Raw genomic sequence first — 21,548 nt, forward strand, 5'->3', positions numbered from 1 at the left:
TGATGCCCAACATCTCTTTTTGCCGTATTCGCATCAGTGGTGTCGATGGGAGGCAGGGGCGGGACGCCAGCAATCCCTTCGCATGCCGATTGACCTGTCGTGCAAAATGGCAAAGTGAGGGATGCCCATTCGGCCAAGGTCCGGCAACCTTGGCAAGACAAACCTGGATCCCGCCAATACCTGCGTCCGAAAACGCGGGATCGACAACGTCGAGCAGCCTCCCTTCCCTGACGCCGGTTTCGAACCATGTGGCAATCGACTCAGCCCGCGCTTGGCCATACCACCGACGAAGCCCTGGCGGCGTTTGTCCAGCGTTGCGCCGACATAAAACGGACGCGATGCGGTGTTGCCGTCGTTCGCTTCTCCGACGCGGCAGGCGACAAACCCGTGGTCATGGATGCACAACCAGCCTACGCGCTGGTGCTTGATGCCGGCACGCCGATGGGCATGGGCCACGCACGACTTGCGAGCCTTCACGAAGGCGCCATTTTCCGGCAAAACCCGGACGATGCCCTGCTTGCCTACCTTCCGGAGCGGTCGTTCGAGTCGGTCTCCGGGGGTTGGCAACTGTCTGGCGGGCGCATCCGGCCCGGTGTCCACCGCGTTGCCGACGACCGTGCCGCCCGCCACTTGTGCCTTACATTGCTTGCCGCGCCTGCGCCGCAAAATGCCCTCGATGAAGTCTTCGGCAACTCCATCGCCAAGGCATTGCTGGCTCATTTTCTAAGCACCTATTGCGCCGCGCCGACAAATCCGGCGACTGGAGAGCCCGGGCTGCGGTTGTCGCCCTGGCAGCTGCGAATTGCGGAGGAAACCATGCTCGACCGGCTTGACTTGCGTCTCCCGGTCTCCACCGTGGCTGAGCGGTGCGGCGTATCCGTCGTCCATTTTTCCAGAGCTTTCCGTCACACCACGAGTGAAACGCCCCATCGGTGGCTGATGCGGCGCAGGCTCGAGCGAGCGTGCGTATTGCTGGTCAACACGGACGATTCGATTTCCGACATCGCCTTGTCTTGCGGTTTTTCGGACCAGAGCCACCTGACGCGGACCTTTTCCGTCCTTCTCGACACCACGCCCGCCGTATGGCGGCAACAGCGTCGCCGCACCCCCTCTTGATCAGACTCATGTCAAACAATCACATCGCCCGCCGTTTCAGGCTCCCGTCGGCTCCAACCATCTCCTCGACCAGGCCGATGTCGTCACCAGTCAGCATTTCGAGGCTGACCTGTGGCGAACCTGCCCACGGCCCGCTTCGGGCGATGGCGTGCGAGGACGCGTTTGCTGTTCACGTTGCCATGCGCCCCGCGAACGTCGATTTTCGCCTAGGCGGCGCGAACGTTCCCAACGAAGGCGACCGGCCGGGTGGTGTGTACCTGCTTGATCTGCAGGCATCGACCATGGTCAATTTCAACACCGCTTTTGACATTGTGCGCTTTCACATTTCTGCACCCACGCTCGAAGTGATGTCTCGTGAGGCAGGCCAGGTGCCTTGTGCGGGTCTCAAAAGGCCGAAACTCGGCGCGTACGACCCGGTCCTTTATCATTTGGCACGCGCCATGCTGCCGGCGCTTGAGCGCCCGGATGAAGCGAGCACACTGTTTGTCGACCACATCGCCCATGCGTTCCATGCGCACGTCGTTCGCACCTACGCTGGCGGTGACCGCGAGCCGACACGGGCGCGCCAGGCGCTCACTTCCTGGCAGGCACGCATTGCCGCCGAGCTCATCAGCTCGCGTCTGGATGGCAAGCTCCCTGTCCAAGAGCTCGCGAGCGCCTGCAACCTGTCGGTGAGTCACTTTTCGCGCGCGTTCGTGCAAACGTTTGGCATGCCCCCGCATCGCTGGTTGCTGGTGCGCCGCATTGATTCCGCCAAAGAGCTCATCAGCCAGGGCAAGCTGTCGCTTTTGGAAGTTGCCAACGCGTGTGGCTTTGCGACACAGAGCCATTTCACCCGCATTTTCACGTCGATGGTCGGCACACCACCCAGCCGGTGGGGTCGGATGGCCAACCGCCAGGAAGCGTTTGAACGGGTCCGCCAGTCCCCGGGTGCGCAGTAAAGGGGCAGAATGTGCGTCATGCGTAAAGCGGGCATCGCGCTTTGCACCATGCCCGCGGCCTCCTTCGGGCAATAATCTTTGCTACGTGCTAGCGGGAACATTACTCGCAGGGCCACGATGGGAAGCCGCCCACACGCCGGCATCCCTTCCGGAGAATCCCGCATGAAACGCCTGTTGTCAGTCACCATCGCCGTTGCCCTTGGCCTGGCTGCATTTGCAGACACGCCCGCCTTTGCCAGTGGCGACGACCACGATCACGGACACGGCCATCATCATCCGCCCGACCTTTCCGACGTCAACGTCGTCCTGGTCCACGGCGCCTTTGCCGATGGCAACAGCTGGTCAAAGGTCATTCCACTGCTGCAAGCCCGTGGCCTCCACGTCGTTGCTGTGCAAAACCCCCTCTCGTCGCTGGCCGATGATGCGGCGGCCACGGAGCGGGCTATCGAACAGCAACATGGTCCGGTCGTGCTCGTCGGTCACTCGTGGGCCGGCGTGGTCATCACGGAAGCCGGCAACAGCGACAAGGTCAAGGACCTTGTCTATGTCGACGCGTTCGCGCCTGATGCGGGCCAGTCCATCAATGACCTCATCGCAGGCTCGCCGCCGCCCCCTTACGCTGCACTTTTTGTCAAAGACACTGCCGGCTTCCTCACGCTGCCCGAGACCGGCATCGACACTTACTTTGCGCAGGACCTGCCCAAAGACGAGGAGCGCCTGATTACCTCAACCCAGGGCCCGTGGGCCCAGCGTTGCTTTGCTGACAAGGTCACGCGGGCCGCGTGGCACAGCAAGCCCTCCATATGGGTGCTCGGCACGCAAGACCGCTTCATTGCACCGGCCCTGCAGGAGAAGATGTCCTCCAACATCGGCGCTGCCGTCATCCGCGTGCCGTCGAGCCATGTGTCGTTGCTCAGCCACCCGCGCGTGGTCGCTGACGCGATCATCGCTGCAGCAGAAGACACCGTGTCTTCCATGCACTGACAACAAAACAGGGAGCGCCGTGATGACGGCGCTCCCTGCTTCCGCCACCTCAGGGCGTAGCGGCGGGCCGCGCGTGCATCAGGTACGTCAGCGGCCATAGCGGACCGACCGGGATGAGCTGGAACTTCATCAGGCCAGCACGGCCAAGCGGCAGTTTTTCAAGCAACGCCTGCGCTTCGGCGGTGGACGACACATTCATGAGGAAGACCACGCCTTCCTCATCTTGCCGGGCAAACCACTGGTCGAGCTTTCCGTCCATGTAGATCCACGCCGTGTCCGACACCTCGTTGGGCACCATGGCGTCGAGCTGGGCCTTGGTCGGCTTTTTTGTGAAGCTGCCGATGGCCACAACTTTCGTGGTGGGCACCTTGTTTGTGGCCGCTGCGTTGGGGGCGTCTGCGGCAAGGGCCGCTGGTGCGAACGCGAGACCACCGAGAGCGAGGGCAGCAGCGCACAGGGCACTGGCCGTGGCGCGGCGAAGGGAAGAAATTGAAGTCATGGCTGTTACTCCTGATACGGTTCCGTGCAGCATCGGCAAGATGCCGGCTGTGCGCTTGGATCGTCCGGTCCCAATTGCCCAATTTGGCTGCGGGGTGCGGGCGAGCGATGCAAGTCCAATCGGGCAAAAACGTTTCGCCGCTCCTATCAGGATGTGCAACGCACGTGAACAATGGTTCCAGGTGGCGCATGGTCGTCCACCGCACATTGGTACCGTAGCGCCGGCCAAAAGGAACTGTCGCACCTTTCGCGGAAGGGTGTTCTGTTTGCGTGCCTGCCCCATGCAGGCGGCGGCCCGGTACCTGATTTGATCGCGAAGTCATCCGGCTCCTGGATGGCTGGCACACACAGGGGCACGTCATGCCTGGCATGCGCAAGATGGTTATTCGGGGAATCAGGGTTGGCGTTGTCGTGTCGGCCGCCGCACTGGCCGCCTGCAAGGGCTCGGGAAGCGCTCCTGCGCCGGGACCGGCCGAGGTCGACGCCGCGGTGGTCACCGCCAAGACCATTACCGACTGGCAGAGCTATTCGGGACGGCTGCAGGCCGTCGACCACGTTGACGTGCGGGCGCTCGTCCCGGGCACCATCATGGCCGTGTATTTCAAAGACGGCCAGATGGTCAAGAAGGGTGACCCGCTCTTCCTCATTGACCCCCGCACCTACCAGGCCGCTGTCGACCGTGCCGAAGCCCAGGTCGCAGCGGCAAAGGCGCGCGCGCAGTTTGTCACGCAAGACTATGCCCGGGCCCAGAAACTCCTTGCCGGCAACGCCATTTCCAAACGCGACTTTGACGACCGCGCCAACTCGTCTTTGGAAGCGGTGGCCAACGTCAAGGCAGCCGAGGCAGCGCTGGAGTCGGCGAAGGTCGACCTTGGCTACACCAAAATTGTTGCACCCGTCGACGGGCGCATGTCACGCGCCGAGCAGACCGTTGGCAACATCGTTGCCGCCGGGTTCAGTGCGCCGCCGCTGACGACGCTCGTCTCCATCGACCCGATTTACGCGGGCTTTGATGTGGACGAAGACACCTTCTTGCGCTACCTCAACAAGGGCGCGGGAGCGGAAGGACCGGTGCGGCTGGGGCTGGCCAACGAGCAGGGTTTTTCCCGCACCGGCAAAGTCGCCTCTGTCGACAACCAGCTCGACAGCACGGCCGGCACCATCCGTGTGCGCGCGGCGTTTGACAACAAGGATGCGACGCTGCTGCCTGGCATGTTCGCCCGCGTGGCGGTCGGTGGTGGCAGTTCGCATCCTGCCATTCTCATCGACGACCGCGCCGTGTCGACGGATCAGGCCAAGAAGTTCGTCTTGTTGCTCGACGAGAAGGACCACGCGCAGTACCGGGAAGTTGTCCTCGGCGCGACGGTCGACGGCCTCCGGATTGTTTCGTCGGGCCTGAAAGAAGGCGACCGCATCGTGGTCGAGGGTCTCCAGCGCGTCCACCCCGGTGACCCGGTCAAAGCCAAGACAGTGCCGATGACCGGCGAGTCTTCCGTGGCGGTGAGCCCGTGAACGCGGCGACTGCCCGAGGAACGCCCTGATGAACATCTCCCGGTTTTTCATCGACCGCCCCATCTTTGCCGGTGTGCTCTCCACACTCATCTTGCTGGCGGGCGTCATTGCCATGTTCCAGCTGCCCATCTCCGAGTATCCGGAAGTCGTACCCCCGACGGTCGTCGTCTACGCGTCTTACCCGGGCGCAAACCCGAAAGTCATTGCCGACACCGTCGCCGCCCCGCTCGAAGAGCAAATCAACGGGGTCGAAGGCATGCTTTACATGCAGTCGCAGGCGAGTTCTGACGGCAACATGGCACTGACGGTCACTTTCCGTCTCGGCGTTGACCCGGACAAGGCGCAGCAGCTGGTGCAAAACAGGGTCAACCAGGCCCTCCCCCGCCTGCCGCCCGACGTGCAGCTCCTCGGCCTGACAACCCTGAAATCGTCGCCGACGCTGACGATGGTCGTGCACCTGACCTCGCCGGATGGGCGTTACGACCAGACATACCTGCGTAACTATGCGCTCATCAACGTCAAAGAGCGCCTCGAGCGCATCCAGGGCGTGGGCCAGGTGGTCCCGAAAGGCTCAGGCGATTACGCGATGCGCATCTGGCTTGACCCCGGGAAACTGGCCGAGCGCGAACTGACGGCGTCAGATGTGACGGCGGCCATTCGCGAGCAAAACATTCCCGTGGCGGCTGGCGTCATCGGTGAGTCGCCGATGACAACGGAAGTGCCACTGCAACTGAGCATCAACACGCAAGGGCGGCTTCAGTCTGAAGAGGAGTTCGGCAACATCGTCGTCAAGAGCACCAAGGGGGCCGTCACGCACCTTCGTGATGTCGCCCGTGTTGAGCTTGGCGCGGCGGAGTTCGGGTCGCGTGCCCTGCTCGACAACAAGCAGGCGGCGTCGATGTGGATATTCCAGCTGCCCGGCGCAAATTCGCTCCAGGTCTCCCATGATGTGCGGGAGGCGATGGCCGACTTGCAAAAGGACATGCCGCCAGGGGTCGAGTACAACATCGTCTATGACCCAACCCTGTTTGTCCGCTCGAGCATCGAGGCGGTCATCCACACGCTGATTGAAGCCATCTGCCTCGTCGTGCTGGTCGTCATCGTCTTTCTCCAGACCTGGCGGGCGTCCCTCATTCCATTACTTGCCGTGCCAGTGTCGATTGTCGGCACGTTTTCCCTGCTGTTGCTGCTGGGATACTCCATCAATGCGCTGTCTTTGTTCGGGATGGTGCTGGCCATCGGCATCGTGGTCGATGACGCCATCGTGGTGGTTGAAAACGTCGAGCGGAACATCGAGTCCGGCCTGTCTGCGCGGGAAGCGACCTACCAGGCCATGAATGAGGTCAGCGGGCCAATTGTTGCCATTGCGCTGACGCTTGTGGCCGTGTTCGTGCCCCTTGCGTTCATGAATGGCCTGACCGGCCAGTTTTACAAGCAGTTTGCGATGACGATTGCGATATCGACCGTCATTTCCGCATTCAACTCCCTGACACTTTCGCCCGCGCTCGCCGCCCTCTTGCTCAAGGGGCGCGATGAGCCGAAAGACTGGCTCGCGCGCGGCATGGACCGTGTGCTCGGCCCCTTCTTCGTTCGGTTCAACAAGGTCTTTCACCGGGCGTCCGACGGCTATGGTCGCGGCGTATCCCGCGTCATCAGGCGCAAGGGCATGATGCTCGGTCTCTATGCCGTCTTGCTCGGACTGGCTGTGTTCGTCGGCCACATTGTTCCGGGTGGCTTCATTCCTGCCCAGGACAAGGACTACCTCATCTCCATTGCCCAGCTTCCGAATGGCGCGTCGCTGGACCGCACCGAGGCTGTGGTGCGGCAGATGGGGGAGATTGGCATGAAGCAGCCCGGCGTCGCCCATGCCGTCCAGCATCCCGGCTTGTCCATCAACGGCTTTGTGAATTCGTCGAATGCGGTGGTCATGTTCCTCTCCCTCAAGCCGTTTGCCGAACGGGGCGGCGCGGGCGAGTCGGCAGGTGAAATTGCTGCGGCCCTCAACAAGAAGTACGCGTCAATCAAGGGCGCATACATCGCCGTGTTCCCACCGCCGCCTATCCTTGGCCTTGGCACGCTTGGCGGATTCAAGTTCCAGATTGAAGACCGCGGCGCACAGGGCTACAGCGCGCTCAACGCAGCAACGAAGGCGTTTTTGGCCAAGGCAGCCAAGACCCCGGAACTTGGACCCTCGTTTACCAGCTACCAGATTGACGTGCCCCAACTCAAAGTCGATCTCGACCGGGAAAACGCCAAGCAGCTCGGCGTGGCCATCACGGATGTGTTCAACACGATGCAGGTTTATCTCGGCTCGCAGTACGTCAACGATTTCAATCGGCTCGGTCGCGTGTTTCAGGTGCGCGTGCAGGCTGACGCACCCTTCCGTGCGCACGCTGAAGACATCGGCTTGCTGAAAACGCGAAACAACGCCGGCGCGATGATTCCACTGTCGTCGCTGGTCAAAGTGACGACCACCTTTGGTCCGGAGAGCGTGGTCCGCTACAACGGGTACCTTGCCTCCGACATCAATGGAGGCCCGGCGCCGGGCTACTCATCGGGGCAGGCGCAGGCTGCAGTCGAGCGTATTGCAGCAGAGACATTGCCCCGCGGGTTCAAGCTCGAATGGACGGACTTGACCTACCAGCAAATCATCGCTGGCAACGCGTCCTTGCTGGTGTTTCCCGTGAGCCTTCTGCTGGTTTACCTCACCCTTGCTGCCCTGTACGAAAGCCTCACCCTGCCCCTTGCCGTCATCCTCATCGTGCCCATGAGCATTTTGTGCGCGCTGGCCGGCGTGTGGCTCAACCACGGCGACAACAATATCTTCACCCAGGTGGGGTTGATGGTTCTCGTTGGCCTTGCATGCAAAAACGCCATTCTCATCGTCGAGTTCGCACGCGAGCTCGAGATGCAAGGACGCAGCATTGTCGACGCTGCCATCGAGGCGAGCCGGCTGCGGCTGCGCCCCATCCTGATGACGTCCATTGCTTTCATCATGGGTGTGCTGCCGCTGATTCTCGCCTCGGGTCCGGGTTCTGAAATGCGCCACGCCATGGGCATCGCCGTATTCTTTGGCATGCTGGGTGTCACGTTCTTCGGTCTGGTGCTGACGCCGGTCTTTTACGTCCTGCTGCGGCGTGTGTCCGGCGGCAAGCGCCTCATCGACAAGCATGGCCACAACGCTCGGGTCATCGGCATCGATGACGCGGGTCCGGGAGGAGTGTGAGATGAAGCTGCCTTTCCCATGCTTGTTCGGTGGCGCGCTCATGGCCCTTGCCGGCTGCTCTCTGGCTCCGTCGTACACCGTGCCGGCCGTACCGTCGGCCACGGCTTTCAAGGAAACGTACCAGGGCGCCGAAGGGACGCTTTGGCAACAGGCCGTGCCGGCTGAAGCCATGGCACGCGGCCAGTGGTGGACCGTCTTTGGCGACGCAAGACTCAACGACCTCGAAGCGCGTGCCCGGCAGGCCAACCAGGACCTCGCTGCGGCCGCCGCCCGCGTGCGACAGGCGCGGGCCATCGAGCGGGTCGAGGATTCACCGCGCTTTCCGCAAATCAGTGCCGGCTTGAGTCCCACGCGCCAGCAGTACGCACCAGGGTCGCTTGGGGTACCCGACAACGCGCCCCGTCCGGCCGCCCAGACCGTGTGGCGCGCTCAGGGCACGGTGTCTTACGAAGTTGATCTCTTCGGCCGGGTGGCTTCAACGGTCCATGCAGCGCGCGCGGACACCGAAGAGAGCGAGGCGCTGTACCAGTCGGTGAAACTCGCCCTGCAGGCGGACGTGGCCGAGAACTACTTCAACCTGCGGGAACTCGATGCGGAGATGGCCGTTTTCCACCGGGCGGTGGACCTTCGCACGGAGGCACTGACGTTTGTCCAGCACCGGATGGACGCCGGTGACGTCAGCGACCTGGAAGTCGCCCAGGCCAAAGCGGAACTCGCTTCGGCACAATCGGACGCGATGACGGTCGAGCGCCAGCGTGCCGCATCCGAGCATGCGCTCGCGGTTCTCGTCGGCGAGTCGCCGTCGACCTTTGCCATGCCGCCCCAGCCGCTCGAGACCGTGTCCGTCTTCCTGCCACCCGGATTGCCGTCGTCGCTGCTTGAGCGGCGACCTGACATCTCTGCAGCGGAGCGGGCCATGGCTGCGGAAAACGCCCGCATCGGCATCGCCCGCGCCGCCTATTTTCCGTCTCTTGTCCTCACGGGTGCGGGCGGATACGAGTCGGGCAACTTCGGCGACCTTTTCAGGTGGTCGAGCCGCACATTCCTGCTTGGCCCCCTCGTCGGCACCTCACTGAACCTGCCGCTCATTGACGGGGGCGTCCGCAAGGGCAACCTCGCCAACGCGCACGCCCGGCTTGAGGAAAGTGTCGCCAGATACAGGCAGCAGGTGCTCGTCGCATTCCAGGAAGTCGAAGACAACCTCTCGAACCTTCGCATCCTCAGCGCACAGACCGGTGTGCAAAATGACGAGGTCAAGGCCTCCACGCGCGCGGCCGAACTGTCGCGCGTCCAATACGACGATGGATCCGTTGCCTATCTCAACGTTATCGACAGCGAGCGGGTGCAGTTGCAGGCCGAGCTGGTCGCCGTGCGACTGCGGGGTGCACGGGCAACATCGACCGTCAATCTTGTCCGCGCCCTCGGCGGCGGCTGGGACGGCTTTCCGCTCAACCCGACAGCGCCATTGGCCGACGCCCGGACATCGCCCCCGACGACGCCGGCCCCGTCGCCCTCAGACCCTGACGCCCGGTGACCGACACCCGGGCATGGAGCATTGCATGACCGAAACGTCCCTCGGCGACATCCTCCGCGCAACTCAAGCGTGCAAGACCGAAGACTGCCTGCGCGAACTCGAGCGCAGCGCGGTCGACCTCGGTCCGTGTGCCGAGCAGGACCTCGGCCTTGTGCGGGACTTTTTCGACCAGGCCAAAACGTGGTTTACGGGGCGCATCCTCGCCCATGCCGAGGTCAAGCCGGTATTTCTCGGCAACGGCCAAAACATGACCGTCGCCCTCATCCTGCAAACGTTTCGCTGGAACGCGGACTACGACATCCGCAGTGAAACGCATCCTTACAACCCCGTGTGGCGTCCGTTTGCCGCCTGGTGCGCCGAAAACGGACTGGTGCCTGAGCTCTACCGCTGCCGGGATGAAAAAGGGCGCGAGCACTGGTTTGTCCTGAAAGTCCAACCAGCCCCACTGCCGGGCCACGTGACCCCATGACTCCGTGAAGCCTTTCCACGCGCACGCAGAAGCCTGCGCGTGGCTTAACCGGCTTTCAGTTCGGGGCGGGCGGCAAGGTGAACATCGCAGCATTTGCCTTGACGAATGCTGTCAGGCTCATCGGCATGGAACCGGTGAGGCTTTCGACATCATTGCTCGAGCGGTCGTAGCGGTTGTTTTTGTGCAGTCCCGCCATTGTGGCCACGTGGCTGACGACGTGCGGTGGCATGCCGAAAGACGCCAGTTGTGCCTTCATCGCTTCAACCGGGACGTCAACGTAGGTAATGGTGCGACCAAGTGCTGCCGAAAATTCGGCGGCCACGGCGTTCATGTCCTGGGAGACGGGGCCAGTCAGGTGATAGGTCTGCCCAATGTGCGCGTCAGGATTGCCTGCTATGACTGCGATGGTGCGGGCCACATCAAATGCGGCAATCGCCGAGTTCTTGCCGGTGCCGAACGGCGCCATGATGCGGTCGGAGGCCACAATGCCCTTTGCAACTGGCGTAAACAGCCCTTCCATGAATGCGGTGGGCCGCACCTCAACGACGGGAAGGCCCGACCATGACAACACCTGCTCAAAGAGCCAGTGCTGCTTTTGCTGCGGGCTGTCGGTCGTGTTGAAGATGTCCATTTCATTGACGGTCATCTGGGAGAGGTTGATGAACGCCTTGACCCCGTGATGCCTTGCAACCGCCGCCACGTTGGTTGCCGCTTCAAGATAAGTGGGCGCAACCGACATGCCAAAGCAAACCCGGTCGACACCATCCATGGCCTTGTGCACGGCATTGATGTCCAGAAGGTCGCCCACGACGACTTCGGCGCCCATGTCACTGAGCAGCGCTGCGCGCTCGTCGTCAACGCGGACCTGCGCGCGGACGCGAAAGCCCTGGGCGAGCAACAACTCGGTCACCATGCGGCCGACGGAACCGATGCGGCCGGCTGCGCCGGTCACGAGGATGGGGGTCTGATGCTGTGTATTCATGGGTGGATGGCTTCAACTCAGGGAAGGACCGGGGTTTGCATCCCCCGGAAGGTACTCATGCCGGAAGACGTGTCAGGCCAGCATCAGGCGCGCCACATCAGCCGGCGCGTCGAGCTGTGGCCAGTGGCCGGTGGCAAGCGTCTTGAACGTCGCATTTTTGAGGTGCGGCATGAGGTCTTTGGCCACGCCGGGATTGAGATAGGCGTCGTAGTCACCCCAGATGAGCGACACCGGAACCGTGATGCCCGCCAGGCGCGCGATCTGCGCGGTGTTTCTGCCGACTTCAGGCAGCAGGTCGGCGGCGAGCTCGGCGAACGCTTCCCCCGAGCTGCGCTCGCCGAGGAAATTGTCATTGATGATGGATGCGGTCTTTGCCACAAAGCCTGGCTGCAGGTCCGCGGGCAGCGCATCGTGGAACATCTTCTGCTGGAACTTCAAAAGCCAGGCAAGCTGGGCGGGATCCGCCGCGATGGCACTGCTCAGCGCATTGAGGTTGGCGGTCGCAAACAGCATCACGAGTTCCGGCACGCGAATGTTGGACCCCGCCGCATAAAGGCTGTTGAGCAACACGACGCCCGCGACGCTCTCAGGCTGCTCGACTGCCAGATTGAGCGCGGCCGGGCCTGACGCGTCATGACCGACGGGCACAACGCCTCCGAGGTCGAGCTCGCGGACAACAGCCTTGAGGTCGCCGAGCTGTTGGGCAAACCCGTATTTGCCGCTGGCCCGGTCCGACTGGCCAAAGCCGAGAAAGTCAAACACGATGGTGCGGCGTCCGCCGGCGGCAAGCAGGGGTGCGAGCGCGTCGTAAATATGGTGATTGTCCGGGAATCCGTGCATGAGCACGAACGGGTCTCCACCGCCTGCGTAATCCTTGACGAAGAGGTTGCCGTTTTCGGTGGGGACGCGGTGTTCGGTCACGCTGGCTTGTTGGGTCGACATGGGCTTTCCTTCATCTTCTTTCTTTCAAAGCCGGTGATTCACCGACGGAATGCCTTGCATTACGCTGATACTATCAAGGCACCGGTTGTGTTCGTGTTACGCGCATCGATAGCGCCGTAATTGCAGTCGGAAACACGCCGCGTTGCCCCACCCTGCGTCATCATCAGATTGCCATTCAAGCCAAACCAAGGAGAGTTTCTGTGATCAAGCATGTATTCGTTGCCGTTGGCGACACTGAAAAGTCGTTTGCGTTTTACAAGCCCGTTTTGGCCACGCTCTCGGCGTCGCCACTGATGGAAGTCAAGGATCCGGACAGCGGCAAACTCGCAGCAGCCGGGTTTGGTGACCAGACCGGACCTTTTTTCTGGATTGGCGGCTCGGCGAGTGGTCCGGGTTACTGCCACGTCGCGTTTTCCGCCAGTTCCCGCGCTGAAGTGCGCGCATTCCACGAGGCGGCGCTTGCAGCCGGCGGGCGGGACAATGGTGCCCCGGGTCCGCGTCCGAAATACCATCCCGATTACTACGCCGCTTACATCCTCGACGTCGACGGMAACAACATCGAAGCGGCCTTCGTTGGTCCCGAGGCCTGAACCTCGCCTTCGTCTCCGGTCAAAGACGCGGCGGAACAAGGCCCGCCGCGTCTTCATTCGATCCCGGCGACCGCGGTCGCCCGGCTTGGAGACACCTCGCCCATGATGACGGGCGCAACCAGTGTCCAGCTGGCCAACGCACCGGCAGCGGCGACCAGGGCCGCTGCACCAAAGACCCACTGGTAGCCGCTTGCAAAGCTGTCGACCACGGCCGACATTGCCCCCGTCCCCAGCTGTGCCGCTGCATGCAGGTTTCCCGCCACCACTTCTCCTGTGGCAGCGCGCATTTGCTCATGCGAAAGACCCGGGAGAGCGTGGACGAGGGTGCTGGTCACCTTCTGGTAGAGCAAAGCACCCAAGGCTGCAAAACCCACGACGATGCCTGCAAAGCGCACCGTGCCGCCAACGCCGGCGGCCATGCCAGCGCGAGAGGGCGGAATGACGCTCAACCCGACCTTGGCCGTCTCACCGTTCAGTATCCCGGCACCAATGCCGGCGACCACCATCCACGCCATCATTGGTGCGGCATGGAAACTGGAGGCAAGCACTGCGAGCGCCGTCAGGCCGAGGCTCACCAATCCGAGGCCAATGGTCAGCAGAGCGCGGCCTGAAAAGCGATGGTCGAGGTAGCGGGAGACGATGCGGGGCACCACAAACAAAGGCAGTGCCATGGGCAACATCATCAGGCCTGCCGCGATGGGGGAAATACCCATGCCACCCTGGAAATACAGGGGCAAAAACGTGAGCATCGTCAGCAACGCTGCGGCATAGGTCAATCCCGCGAGGTTGGCACCGACGTAAGTCGGCACTTTGAAAAAGGCAAGGTCGAGCATCGGCCGCGCCTGCTTTTTTTCAACAACAATGAACGCGCCAAACAGGGCGACTGACCACGCCAGCGAAATCACGACGAGCCGGTCAGACCATCCGCGGTGGTTGCCCGAAATCAGGGCGTAGGTCAGCAGGAACAGGCTCGAGGCGAGCGTGGCAAATCCCCACCAGTCGAGCTTGGCGCTGTCGGGGTCTTTCGATTCGGGTACAGCAAACACGCTCAGCGCGAACATCACAGCGCCCACGGGCACATTGACGTAAAACGCCCATTCCCAGCCGAGGGTCTGCGTCAACACACCGCCCACAAGGGGGCCGAGGGTGATGCCAATGCCGATGACCGACCCCCAAAAGGCAAATGCAGCAGCCCTTCCCGGGCCCTGGAATCCTGCTGAAAGAAGCGCCAGTGCAGCGCTCAGCAGCAACGCAGCACCGCCCCCCTGGACCGCGCGTGCGCTATTGAGGATGGCTACCGTTGGCGATGCACCGCAGGCGAGAGAGGCCAATGTGAAGAGGGCAAGCCCGATAAGGAGGATGCGCTTTCGGCCATAGCGGTCGGCGAGYGCACCGGCGGGCATCACCAGTGCGGCAAACGGCAGTGTATAGGCGCTGATGACCCATTCGATGGACGCAAAATCCGCATGCAACGCGCGCGCAATCGACGGCAACGACACGGCAACGATGTTGCCGTCGAGATTGATCATGAACGACGGAACCGACACGCACAGCAAGAGCAACAGTCTGGACTGGCGCACAGTCTGTCCGGCATTCATGGTGCGGGTCCGTCAGACGGCTTCGTCGCGGAGCCGGTGCGGGGCGACAATGGTCCGGGTCAGGCCCGTGGCAACATCGTAGACCAGCCCCGAAACCATGAAGCCACCCGGCAACTGGCTCATGCCCTTCAACGTGGCGACGTCTTGCTCCACTGCGGCAACCGGGTCTGCGATGGCCATGTCCTTGAGGGCGTCTTCGGTGGTGTCGAGGTGTTTGGCAAGCAATGCCGGTGCATGCTCATAGCACCCGATGATTCCGCAATCGGTGTGGTGAAGCATGACCAGGTTCCAGCCTTCCCCGATGTCCTTGCCCTTCGACTGGGCCACGGTACGCAAGATGCCCATCGTTTCGATGAGGGCGCGGTTGATGCGGCCGCCGACATTGCGGATGACCACGGCCTCGCCAGGCTGAAGGTCGAAGATGTCGGCCGGATCCACCCGGGGGTCGACGCAGCCGATGATGACCGTACGCGCACTGGGGAGCATCTTGAGGTCATCGACAAAGCCGTTCTCGGCAAAGTCCTTGTTGCGCTCGAGCATGGTTTCGAGGAAGTCCATGGCGGTCTCTCATGTCGGGAATAGGCCCATCATGACCCCCGCCCTGCCCCGGCCGATTGTCTGCGCCATGCCGTTTTGCCCAAAAACACTGTCGGCCGCGACGGGCGACCCGGTCAGCTGCCGGGGTYGTCGACGCCAGCGAGTTCTCCGGCGATGAAGTCAACGAACGCCCGGGCAGCGAGGCGGGTGGACCGGCCAAGGGGAAAGTAGGCGTGCACCGGCAGCGACGCCATTGTCCAGTCGGGCAGCAACACGACGAGGGCGCCACGGTCGAGCTCCTCCTTGCAGGCCCATGACGTGGTGGATGTCAGCCCCAGACCACCTACCGCGGCCGCCAGAGCGCCTGCCGTGTCGTTCGACGACATCACCGGGTGCAAATCGACGTCTGCCACAACGCCGTCCCTTTCGAATTGCCAGGACGACACCTGCGACGCCGCAGGGCCGCCGATGACCCGGTGGCGGCAGATCTCCTCAGGACGCTCGGGAACGCCGTGGCGAGCCAGATAGGCGGGGGATGCGACCACCACGCGGCGCATGCGGCCAACGAGCCTTGCCGTGCCCGCTCCGTCCGGCAGGCTTCCCACCCGAATTCCCACATCGACCGCTTCACGCACCATGTCTTGCCACTGGTCGTCGAGCATGAAGTCAATGTGCAGCGCCGGGTGCGCCTCGGCAAAGAGCCACAGGCGGGGAATGACCACGCGGATGGCCATGGTCGACGGCATGCCAATCCGAAGCACACCGCGCAGCTCCCCGGTTTCCCGCACGCTGTTTTCCGCGTCTTCGAGCAAGGCGAGAATGGGCTCCATGCGCGAGAGGAACTCGAGGCCAGCTTCGGTCGGCTGCACCGCGCGTGTGGTACGGGACAACAGGCGCGCACCGAGTGACGCTTCAAGGTCAGCCACCATCCTCGATACCTGGGACTGGGCAAGACCGCTTTCGCGCGCGGCCGCCGAAAAGCTTCCGAGGCGGGCGACCCGGGTGTAGAGGCGAAGCGAAAGGATGTCTTTCATGTGATGGGGGTCCTGCGAAACGAGAAGACATGGAGGCGCAGCGGCGACGGATGACGTGCGTGCGAAGTGCATGCACGGCGTTTTCGACCGTCCGGCGTTGCCCATGCTGATTCAGGATAAGTCTTAGCCGGAATGCATGGCTACCGGCATTCGTCCGACGGGCGGATAGTTCTTCCATCGGATTCGCAACGCCCGTCCCGGGCAACCTTYCGGTTCGCGTCAGCCTCGCCACTTTGGCACCGGCGGCGCATCAACAACCCCCAACCAGGAAACCCTGTCATGTCCAAGAATGTCCTCATTGCTGGTGCAACCGGCGACACCGGCCGCGCTGCGGTTCGCGAATCCCTCGCTCTCGGTCTGAAAGTGCGCGCCATGGTGCGCAAGATTGACGACCGCTCGAATGCCTTGCAGTCACAAGGCGCCGAGATTGTGGTTGGTGACATGACCGACATCAATTCGCTTCGCACCGCCATGCAGGGTGTGGATGCAGCCTACTTCGTCTATCCCGTCCAGGAAGGCCTGATTGCCGCCACGGTCAACTTTGCCCAGGCGGCGAAGGAAGCCGGCGTGAAATACGTTCTCAACCTTTCCCAGCGCTCGGCCAACCGCGAGTCAACCAGCAATTCATGCCGTGACACGTACATCGCCGAACAGGTGTTTGACTGGTCGGGTGTGCCGGTTGTCCACCTTCGTCCCACCCTGTTTCTCGAATGGCTCCTTTATCCCTTCCAGCTTCCCTATATCCAGCAAGGCGTGCTTCGCATCCCCGCCGGCAAGGGTCGTCATTCGCCGATTGCCGCAGACGACCAGGGCCGAGTCATCGCAGCGTTGCTGAAAAACGCCGACGGCCACATTGGCGAGACCATCAACCTGTCGGGCCCGGTTGAAATGGACCACACGCAGATGGCTGCCGAACTGTCCGAGGCGCTTGGGCGCACGATTGTCTACCAGGACCTGCCTATCGACGAGTACTGCGATTCGCTCGCCAAGATGGGCGTGCCGAGCTACCCGGTCGAGCACTTCCGGGGCGCCATGGCCGACTACCAGACTGGCCACATGAGTGGCGCCGACAACAACGTCGAGATGCTCACGGGCCGTCCATCAATGACCGTCGGTGAGTTCGCCCGCCTCCACGCCGACCAGCTCAACGGCAAGTAAGCACCTGGACCGGCGCGAAGCTGCGCCGGTCCAGCCCCATTGTTTATGACCGGAGCAACACCGTGGATATCGTTGGATGTGTTGCCCTGGTCACAGCTGCCGAAGCGGGGCTGGGCCCCGTCTTTGCTGCGGAGCTGCTGGCTCGCGGCGCCAAGAAAGTCTATGTGGCAGCGACCGACACGGTTTTGTTGCGCGCATTGCTCAAGGGCGGCGACCGCAGGCTCGCTCCGCTGCCTCTTGACGTCACCGACCCCTATCAGGTGGCTGCAGCGGCGACAGTGGCTGGCGACGTGAGCCTGCTCATCAACAACGCGCACCAGGCGCCCACGCTGCGCCACTCCGGCCCACCGGACGTCGATGCCGCCCGTCTTGAGATGGAGGTCAACTACCTCGGCCTGCTCGACATGACGGCGCGATTTGCGCCGATCCTTGCCCACAACAACGGTGTGCTGGTCAACGTTTTGATGGCGTCCAACCGCATGTCTGCTGCTCATTCGCCGACGTATGCGGCGTCCCAGATGGCGGCGCGGTCGCTGACCCGCAGTGTCCGCGACAGTTTCGCGGCGCAGGAAACGCGAGTCATCGGCGTCCTGGCGCTGCCCCCGCCTTCCTTGCTCAACGCCCCCCTGTGGCCAGCCCCGCCGCCCCGCATCGTGGGCGACACCCTCGACGCCGTGGCAGCAGGCGCCAACGCGGACCTCTCGTCCTGGACCGATGTGCCATGGCCGGGTCGCAAAGCAGGCTGAGCGTCAACCCTTCTTGCCCGAACAACCGGGCGTTCAATTGAACCGACAGGAACAACCCGTGGACCTCATCTCGACCCTGCAAGATCGCAATGCCAGCTTCGCCGAAGACGGCTTCGTCTCCGAACTGAAGATGATGCCGTCGCTGAAGACCCTCATCATCAGCTGCCTCGACCCGCGTGTGGATCCCATGGACATCCTCAAGCTTCGGCCTGGTGAAGCGGCCGTGGTCCGCAACGTCGGCGGTCGCGTCAATCCTGCGTTGTTCGAGACGCTTGGCATGTTGCGCGCCCTGTCCCGTTCGCGGGGCAACGACCTCGGTCCCGGCTGGAACCTTGTCCTCTTGCAGCACACCGACTGTGGCATCAAGGGGTGCTACCACGAAGCGCCCGAGCTGGTAGCCAAGTACATGGGTGTAGACCACGCCGACCTCGAAGTGCTCGCCATCAACGACCCTTACAAGGCAGTGTCCATCGATATCGAGTCCCTCCGTGGCAATCCCGACATCTCGGGCCAAGCCACCGTTTCGGCCATGGTCTACGACGTCGCGACCGGCCGCGTCGACGTTATCGTCCCACCCGAAACGCTGCGCCCGGGCGAAGACTGAGGACCGAGGAAGGAAGGGAGGGCGTGAAACGCCTCCCTCACCTTGCCAGACTTTCGCCCATTGCATGACGAACGTCCTTTTTTGTGATTGGTGCCCTGTTGGTATGGATGGTTTGAACGCACCATCGGCGCGGTGAAATCACTCGCCCGACGCGTGTAGGTGCGATGCCCCATCGCACCTGCCGGTCGTCCCCAGCGCCCCACGGAGACTTCCGATGTTCCCTCCCCACCTTGCATTCCGCCGCCGCCCGATCTACCGCGCCGCACTCGCTGCACTTGCGCTCGCCGCCACCTGGTCTTTTTCCGCGTCTGCCAACAGTCCGCCGGTCGATACCAACACCATCGTGGGCAAGGTGATGGTCGGCTACCAGGGGTGGTTCCGCTGCCCTGGCGATGGCAGCCCCGACAACAACTGGCTCCACTGGTCCGGTTCCGAACCGAAGCCCGGCCATTTTTATCCCCCGAGCTACCCGGATGTGAGCGACTTCGGCGACGGACCCGCCCGTTGTCTCAACCCTTACATGACCGTCAACGGTGGTCCCGCTTACATCTTTTCGTCGTTCCCGCAGCAGACTGCCGACATCCACTTCCGCTGGATGCGCGAGTACAACATCGACGGTGCGCTCATGCAGCGCTTCATTGGAGAAGTTGCCGGCTACCGGACGGAGGATGAAGCCATTTTTCGCCATGCCATGAAGGCGGCCGAAGAAAACGGCCGGTCTTTCGCCATAGAGTACGACCTGTCGCACGGCGACATCACGGTCAATGGGCAATCGATTCCCTACTACTCACAAAGTGACGACGTCATTCTCAACGACATCGAGAGCGACTGGCTGCATCTGGTCAACGATGTCCACCTGACTGACAGCCCGGCCTACCAGAAAGAAAAGGGCAAGCCGCTCGTTTCCATCTGGGGGATTGGCATGATTGACGCGGGTGGCAAACCCCAGCGGCCCGAACTTGTCCACAAGATGATCCAGTGGTTCAAGACGGTGGCGCACGCTGAGGTGATGGGCGGTGTGGATCCGAACTGGCGCAGCATCACGCAACCGGGATGGGCGGAAGTGATTGCCGAACTCGACGTCGTCCAGCCCTGGACCGTGGGCGTCATCGACAACAAGCCGCCTCCGAACGGCGTTGAAGGGTGGCGGACCCGCAATCTCATCCCGGACAAGGCGGTGACGGACGCCAACAGGCAGCTGCTGATGCCGGTCCTCATCCCCGGCACCGCCGGCCGCAGGAGCGACGACACCGCCGACGACACGGGCACCGAGCGACGCGGCGGCCGACAGCTGTGGCAGGAAGTGGTCGCCGCACACGGTGCGGGCACGAATTTCATCAAGATTGCGATGTTCGACGAAATCAACGAGGGCACGCAGCTCATCAAGACGTCGCCGAGTGCAGCGACCTCGCCCGACCAGAGCACCTGGGTGAATCTTGACACCGACGGCTACAAGCTGYCGTCGGACTGGTATCTCCGCGTGATGTACGAGGCCGGCCGGGTGTTCCATGGCGAAGTGGAACCGTCAGACACCATGCCCACGGATCCAGGCCCGCTCGACCCGGCGCCGAGTTGCGGCGTGATGACGGCCAACCAGTCAGTGACGGTCGGCAACCCACTCCAGTCTTGCGACGGAACGGTGTCATTGACCCTTGCCACCAACGGTGAGGTGGCCGTGTATCAAAACGGCACCAGTCTCTATGCCGCCGGCACCGCTGGCACCAGGCCTGGCACGGCTGGCATGCAGGGGGACGGCAACTTCGTCGTGTACGACGCCAATGGCGTGCCGCGCTGGGCGACAGGCACGGCCGGTCATCCGGGTGCTTACTTCAACGTTCGAAACGACGGCACGACCCAGGTCGTGTACCAGGGTAACGTGATTTGGCACTACACGCCGTAAGGGAAAAGGGGTGCGCGGAGGGAACCTGCACACCCCTTCCCGGCTGAGCATCCACCGCAGTCAGGCGCGTCAGGCGCGTCAGGCGTCCGATCTCACCACGATTATTGGCTACCGCACAAGCGTGGACACCGACGAGCTGCTGGTCGTCGATGGACTCTTCGGTGTGACGGCCGGAGACGCCTCCCCCGAATTTGAATGACCGCCTTTTCCGGTGACCTCAGGCGGGGGACAGACGATGTCGGGCACCACGACGGCGCGCGTTTGGGTTGTATCGCCACACTTCGTGAGCTCGAGCAGATTTTTTGTATAGCCAATCTGTGCAAGCCCAAGCAAGGCCTGCAAAACATAAACCAGGAAGGTCACAAATGCAGAGCCCGCGGCGAAGCGAGCCCATGCGAGTGTCTTGCGGCCCTGGTCTGCCATGACAATCGTGGCCTCGCTCGCAGCGATGCTGGCACTACTCGCCTGCGCCGCGAGGTCTTCAATGTGCCGGCGCGAAAAGTCATCACGGACCTTTTCCCGCAACTCTTTTCGCAACCAGACCCGCGACGCATCCATCGACACTTCCAGATGGCGCCGGTAGGTAATGGCCGCCTGCTGAACGGCCCTTCGACCCATGCTTTCCGACATTTTCCCCAATGGACTGACGACAAGGGACGACCAGGTGTGGAGCGTCAGCGCGCGAATTGTTTTTTCGCGCTCATCGAAAACCAAAGTAACACGGTCCACCGCGCGGCCGCCGTCGCGGCTTGGCCAGCTGAAGGCATGGTCGACTCCAAGGACGTTGTCTTCCTTGAGAAGACGTCCGAAAAAACCTTTGAACGCCTTTTCGATCTGCCCAAAGTCCCYGACTGTTTCCGACGACCTCGCTTTTGAAACGAGCGGCTCAACCAGGTCCTTGAGCTCCCGCGCGGCTGATGTCACGCGCGTGTCGAAAGCTTCCTCCAGCACCTGCCTCAAGGTTGCCAGATGGGTTTCTTCCGGCAAGACAAGTTCGGTATCCAAGACAGAGGTCATGTCATTCCTTCCAGGGTCCGGCTGACCGGCCACCAGCCAGCACAAGGGCGGCAAGGGTCGCACGGCGGCCAGCCTGCATTCAACGAGGTAAATATGCCCGCTCTTTGCGCGTTTCAGGCAAAAATCCGGCCAACAAACAAGCGATTCCCGGCGTTCCCGT

Annotated in this window: 19 protein-coding genes; 12 read left to right on the plus strand and 7 right to left on the minus strand. The window is 62.6% G+C overall.

Features of this window, described 5'->3' with window-relative positions; all coding sequences use genetic code 11:
* Positions 1–246: 246 nt before the first annotated feature.
* The 3 genes from AC1DYM_RS16820 to AC1DYM_RS16830 all read left to right on the plus strand — a co-directional run bounded on the left by AC1DYM_RS16820 (position 247) and on the right by AC1DYM_RS16830 (position 3,041).
* Positions 247–1,116 carry a helix-turn-helix domain-containing protein gene (locus tag AC1DYM_RS16820; protein WP_477340259.1) on the plus strand — a complete coding sequence of 290 codons (870 nt, stop codon included), beginning with the start codon at positions 247–249 and terminating at the stop codon, positions 1,114–1,116.
* A gap of 77 nt (positions 1,117–1,193) precedes the next feature.
* Positions 1,194–2,057 (plus strand): helix-turn-helix domain-containing protein, encoded by an 864-nt coding sequence (locus AC1DYM_RS16825; RefSeq protein ID WP_477340261.1) that lies wholly within the window; start codon positions 1,194–1,196, stop codon positions 2,055–2,057.
* 162 nt (positions 2,058–2,219) lie between these two features.
* On the plus strand, positions 2,220–3,041 hold the full coding sequence (locus AC1DYM_RS16830; RefSeq protein WP_477340263.1) for an alpha/beta fold hydrolase: 822 nt from the start codon (positions 2,220–2,222) through the stop codon (positions 3,039–3,041).
* A gap of 49 nt (positions 3,042–3,090) precedes the next feature.
* Here the strand turns inward: AC1DYM_RS16830 and AC1DYM_RS16835 are convergent, their stop codons facing one another.
* Positions 3,091–3,540: a hypothetical protein gene (locus AC1DYM_RS16835; protein WP_477340265.1), complete on the minus strand. Its 450-nt coding sequence runs from the start codon at positions 3,538–3,540 to the stop codon at positions 3,091–3,093.
* 368 nt (positions 3,541–3,908) lie between these two features.
* Here AC1DYM_RS16835 and AC1DYM_RS16840 point away from each other — a divergent pair, with 368 nt between their 5' ends.
* Genes AC1DYM_RS16840 through AC1DYM_RS16855 form a run of 4 tightly spaced genes read left to right on the plus strand, consistent with a single transcriptional unit; the run spans position 3,909 to position 10,280 of the window.
* Positions 3,909–5,051, plus strand: coding sequence for an efflux RND transporter periplasmic adaptor subunit (locus AC1DYM_RS16840; RefSeq protein ID WP_477340267.1), 1,143 nt, complete (start codon positions 3,909–3,911; stop codon positions 5,049–5,051).
* A gap of 28 nt (positions 5,052–5,079) precedes the next feature.
* Complete coding sequence (locus tag AC1DYM_RS16845; protein ID WP_477340269.1) at positions 5,080–8,277, plus strand: efflux RND transporter permease subunit; 3,198 nt, start codon at positions 5,080–5,082, stop codon at positions 8,275–8,277.
* Between the two features lies 1 nt (position 8,278).
* Positions 8,279–9,811, plus strand: a complete 1,533-nt coding sequence (locus tag AC1DYM_RS16850; RefSeq protein ID WP_477340271.1) for an efflux transporter outer membrane subunit — start codon at positions 8,279–8,281, stop codon at positions 9,809–9,811.
* A gap of 25 nt (positions 9,812–9,836) precedes the next feature.
* Positions 9,837–10,280: a hypothetical protein gene (locus AC1DYM_RS16855; RefSeq protein ID WP_477340273.1), complete on the plus strand. Its 444-nt coding sequence runs from the start codon at positions 9,837–9,839 to the stop codon at positions 10,278–10,280.
* Positions 10,281–10,335: 55 nt separating this feature from the next.
* On the opposite strand, the gene AC1DYM_RS16860 is transcribed toward AC1DYM_RS16855, so the two are convergent.
* Positions 10,336–11,262, minus strand: a complete 927-nt coding sequence (locus AC1DYM_RS16860; protein WP_477340274.1) for an NmrA family NAD(P)-binding protein — start codon at positions 11,260–11,262, stop codon at positions 10,336–10,338.
* Between the two features lie 72 nt (positions 11,263–11,334).
* Positions 11,335–12,204 carry an alpha/beta fold hydrolase gene (locus tag AC1DYM_RS16865; protein ID WP_477340276.1) on the minus strand — a complete coding sequence of 290 codons (870 nt, stop codon included), beginning with the start codon at positions 12,202–12,204 and terminating at the stop codon, positions 11,335–11,337.
* Positions 12,205–12,404: 200 nt separating this feature from the next.
* Between AC1DYM_RS16865 and AC1DYM_RS16870 the strand changes: the two genes are divergently transcribed.
* Complete coding sequence (locus tag AC1DYM_RS16870) at positions 12,405–12,794, plus strand: VOC family protein (protein ID WP_477340278.1); 390 nt, start codon at positions 12,405–12,407, stop codon at positions 12,792–12,794.
* A 53-nt stretch (positions 12,795–12,847) separates the two neighbouring features.
* Here AC1DYM_RS16870 and AC1DYM_RS16875 read toward each other — a convergent pair whose 3' ends face one another.
* The 3 genes from AC1DYM_RS16875 to AC1DYM_RS16885 form a co-directional block, all read right to left on the minus strand.
* Positions 12,848–14,392, minus strand: coding sequence for an MFS transporter (locus AC1DYM_RS16875; RefSeq protein WP_477340280.1), 1,545 nt, complete (start codon positions 14,390–14,392; stop codon positions 12,848–12,850).
* A 12-nt stretch (positions 14,393–14,404) separates the two neighbouring features.
* A complete protein-coding gene (locus AC1DYM_RS16880; protein ID WP_477340282.1) occupies positions 14,405–14,950 on the minus strand; it encodes a carbonic anhydrase in 546 nt (181 codons plus the stop codon).
* 113 nt (positions 14,951–15,063) lie between these two features.
* A complete protein-coding gene (locus AC1DYM_RS16885) occupies positions 15,064–15,963 on the minus strand; it encodes a LysR family transcriptional regulator (RefSeq protein WP_477340284.1) in 900 nt (299 codons plus the stop codon).
* Positions 15,964–16,242: 279 nt separating this feature from the next.
* Here AC1DYM_RS16885 and AC1DYM_RS16890 point away from each other — a divergent pair, with 279 nt between their 5' ends.
* The 4 genes from AC1DYM_RS16890 (at position 16,243) to AC1DYM_RS16905 (ending at position 20,371) form a co-directional block, all read left to right on the plus strand.
* The gene (locus tag AC1DYM_RS16890; RefSeq protein WP_477340286.1) at positions 16,243–17,121 is read left to right on the plus strand and encodes an NmrA family NAD(P)-binding protein; all 879 of its coding nucleotides are present in this window, start codon (positions 16,243–16,245) and stop codon (positions 17,119–17,121) included.
* 62 nt (positions 17,122–17,183) lie between these two features.
* The gene (locus tag AC1DYM_RS16895; RefSeq protein WP_477340288.1) at positions 17,184–17,867 is read left to right on the plus strand and encodes an SDR family NAD(P)-dependent oxidoreductase; all 684 of its coding nucleotides are present in this window, start codon (positions 17,184–17,186) and stop codon (positions 17,865–17,867) included.
* A gap of 58 nt (positions 17,868–17,925) precedes the next feature.
* Positions 17,926–18,471: a carbonic anhydrase gene (locus AC1DYM_RS16900; protein WP_477340290.1), complete on the plus strand. Its 546-nt coding sequence runs from the start codon at positions 17,926–17,928 to the stop codon at positions 18,469–18,471.
* A 214-nt stretch (positions 18,472–18,685) separates the two neighbouring features.
* Positions 18,686–20,371 (plus strand): hypothetical protein, encoded by a 1,686-nt coding sequence (locus tag AC1DYM_RS16905; RefSeq protein WP_477340292.1) that lies wholly within the window; start codon positions 18,686–18,688, stop codon positions 20,369–20,371.
* Positions 20,372–20,479: 108 nt separating this feature from the next.
* On the opposite strand, the gene AC1DYM_RS16910 is transcribed toward AC1DYM_RS16905, so the two are convergent.
* The gene (locus AC1DYM_RS16910) at positions 20,480–21,388 is read right to left on the minus strand and encodes a hypothetical protein (protein WP_477340294.1); all 909 of its coding nucleotides are present in this window, start codon (positions 21,386–21,388) and stop codon (positions 20,480–20,482) included.
* Positions 21,389–21,548: the final 160 nt, after the last annotated feature.

This window comes from Luteibacter sp. P1_D3 (assembly GCF_056406135.1).

Bases quoted from the DNA above. Each gene is read 5' to 3' on its own strand.
- AC1DYM_RS16830 (WP_477340263.1), top strand. From the start codon at position 2,220: ATGAAACGCCTGTTGTCAGTCACCATCGCCGTTGCCCTTGGCCTGGCT.
- AC1DYM_RS16865 (WP_477340276.1), bottom strand. From the start codon at position 12,204: ATGTCGACCCAACAAGCCAGCGTGACCGAACACCGCGTCCCCACCGAA.
- AC1DYM_RS16845 (WP_477340269.1), top strand. From the start codon at position 5,080: ATGAACATCTCCCGGTTTTTCATCGACCGCCCCATCTTTGCCGGTGTG.
- AC1DYM_RS16835 (WP_477340265.1), bottom strand. From the start codon at position 3,540: ATGACTTCAATTTCTTCCCTTCGCCGCGCCACGGCCAGTGCCCTGTGC.
- AC1DYM_RS16825 (WP_477340261.1), top strand. From the start codon at position 1,194: ATGTCGTCACCAGTCAGCATTTCGAGGCTGACCTGTGGCGAACCTGCC.
- AC1DYM_RS16855 (WP_477340273.1), top strand. From the start codon at position 9,837: ATGACCGAAACGTCCCTCGGCGACATCCTCCGCGCAACTCAAGCGTGC.
- AC1DYM_RS16850 (WP_477340271.1), top strand. From the start codon at position 8,279: ATGAAGCTGCCTTTCCCATGCTTGTTCGGTGGCGCGCTCATGGCCCTT.
- AC1DYM_RS16880 (WP_477340282.1), bottom strand. From the start codon at position 14,950: ATGGACTTCCTCGAAACCATGCTCGAGCGCAACAAGGACTTTGCCGAG.
- AC1DYM_RS16860 (WP_477340274.1), bottom strand. From the start codon at position 11,262: ATGAATACACAGCATCAGACCCCCATCCTCGTGACCGGCGCAGCCGGC.
- AC1DYM_RS16820 (WP_477340259.1), top strand. From the start codon at position 247: ATGTGGCAATCGACTCAGCCCGCGCTTGGCCATACCACCGACGAAGCC.
- AC1DYM_RS16890 (WP_477340286.1), top strand. From the start codon at position 16,243: ATGTCCAAGAATGTCCTCATTGCTGGTGCAACCGGCGACACCGGCCGC.
- AC1DYM_RS16840 (WP_477340267.1), top strand. From the start codon at position 3,909: ATGCGCAAGATGGTTATTCGGGGAATCAGGGTTGGCGTTGTCGTGTCG.